The sequence below is a fragment of the Phormidium sp. CCY1219 genome (assembly GCF_035615515.1).
GTDB lineage: Bacteria > Cyanobacteriota > Cyanobacteriia > Cyanobacteriales > Laspinemataceae > CCY1219.
Genome location: NZ_JAJENT010000606.1, coordinates 1 through 1,816 on the forward strand (window position 1 = coordinate 1; position 1,816 = coordinate 1,816).

The window sequence follows — 1,816 nt, forward strand, 5'->3', positions numbered from 1 at the left end:
TTCAACCAGTCCATCATCGACTCTCAAGGTCGCGTGGTGAACACCTGGGCCGACGTGATCAACCGCGCCAACCTGGGTATGGAAGTGATGCACGAGCGTAACGCTCACAACTTCCCCTTAGACTTGGCTGCAGGCGAAACCACTCCGGTGGCTTTAACTGCCCCTGAAATCAACGGCTAAGATTTAGCTTGCGATAATTAAAAGCGCTCTCCTTCGGGAGGGCGCTTTTTGTTTGGAGAGAGGAATAGCTGTAAAAAGAGTTATACTGTTTAAATTTTAAAATAGCCCAAAATATACTAAAAGAGAAATTGGCCGATCGCAAAACCCAAAGGGGTGTTTTGCGCGGACATTTTTGAGGTAGGGAGGACTCAGGAGGAGGAGTCGGATCTATCGCTCGTCGGACATCCAGACCTTTTTGTGCTGCCCGAGCCTACCGACTTCTCATCCCATGAGAGCACAATACAAAGCATCCTATACATAAGTACCACAGAAGAACCACCGCATCATGCCTGCTTATCCTCCAACAGCTTCAGTTGAATTTTCACGCCGGTTTCTCTATGGGGAACGTGCTTCCAACTGCCATAACACAAGTGCTTGAGACTATCCGTTTGCAGCACCCCAGCACCCACCAACGCATCGCAGACGCTACCGATCGCATTATCTCCATCACCGCGATGCTTTCCGCACAACAAAATCCGCAGCGCCGCCCGTTCAATAGGGAGCGCCGGAGTCGGGTGAATTTGCTGCAACTGCATGAGAATTTCACCCTCGGCTCTGAGTCGCCATTCCCGATAGCGCTTCGGAAGATAAGTTCCGTTCAGGGTAACGCGGGGACGAGCTTTCGGCGTCACGGATCCGGGAATCCAAAACGTCAAGGTAGTAGGGGAGTTCGTTTGTAGCTGTTCTGCAATCGGTGGGCGATCGCTCGGTTTGGCAGCTTTCGACTCTTGCACTAATTTCTCAAACGGCGAGAGTGTTGTTTGACGCTTCCGGTGCGGATTTGGGGAATGGTTCATCAGTTCGGCAACAACGACAAGCGGGGGTTGTATTTCACCTTTCGCGTTTGTCGTAGTTTCATCAGGGGGGTTTTCCCCGGAGGGTAACACCCCATCAGCAGGGCAATCATCTGGCACACCATCCGTATCAAAGCACACAGAACCCTCAGATCCGGACCATCCAGCGGTGATATTGATGTAAGTTTGAGCCGTTTTTTCCGACAAACTGCAACAATCTGCCAACCAGTAACGCCATTGTTCCGGTGCAAGGAGCGCCTGAGCTTGCAGGAGCAACTCCCCAGCATTCCGGGCATGGAGGAGTCCCACTGCGGTAGCAGACTGACACTGCTTGTGTTCGCGAATAATTCGCCGTGCCAGTGCGTCGAGGGAAACCAGCCTCGGTGCCCATTGTTTCAGGTAATTTCGCTCGCATAAAGCGCGCAGATCGCGCATTTTTCGCAGTGATTGAGTTAAAGACAGAGATGGCATGGACAAAAAAAGATGAAAGCGTTTAGACAAATCAGTGCTGCGCCAGACCCCAGAGGGGGCGCGACCAGTCACAAGCACCTATTGTAGTCCATGAAGATAACTTGCTGTGGCAAAAAAAAGAGTCGTGGAAAGGCTGAATTGTCATATCGCAGTTGACGAAAAAATCAAACAACCCCCCTAGAACAGCTAAAGCGCCGGTGAGCGTAAAAAGAGTTGACAGAACAGGGCAAATGTGTATTGGGCTAGTTAAGTCAGTTACCGAGAATCGGCGTAAAGCCCCCGGATTTATCCGTGGGGATATAAGCCGAGCGACTGACCCCCGGTCCCCCGCA

1 protein-coding gene and 1 pseudogene are annotated in these 1,816 nt (G+C 51.5%); one reads left to right on the forward strand and one right to left on the reverse strand.

The window, feature by feature from the left end:
- Window positions 1-180, forward strand: a pseudogene (locus LKK83_RS17045) (photosystem II q(b) protein); the annotation flags it as partial.
- 323 nt (window positions 181-503) lie between these two features.
- Here LKK83_RS17045 and LKK83_RS17050 read toward each other — a convergent pair.
- Window positions 504-1,484 carry a RusA family crossover junction endodeoxyribonuclease gene (locus LKK83_RS17050; protein WP_324632445.1) on the reverse strand — a complete coding sequence of 327 codons (981 nt, stop codon included), beginning with the start codon at window positions 1,482-1,484 and terminating at the stop codon, window positions 504-506.
- Window positions 1,485-1,816: the final 332 nt, after the last annotated feature.

What these genes read in the sequence shown, in the direction of transcription:
- LKK83_RS17050 (WP_324632445.1), bottom strand. Translation starts at nt 1,484, where the DNA reads ATGCCATCTCTGTCTTTAACTCAATCACTGCGAAAAATGCGCGATCTG.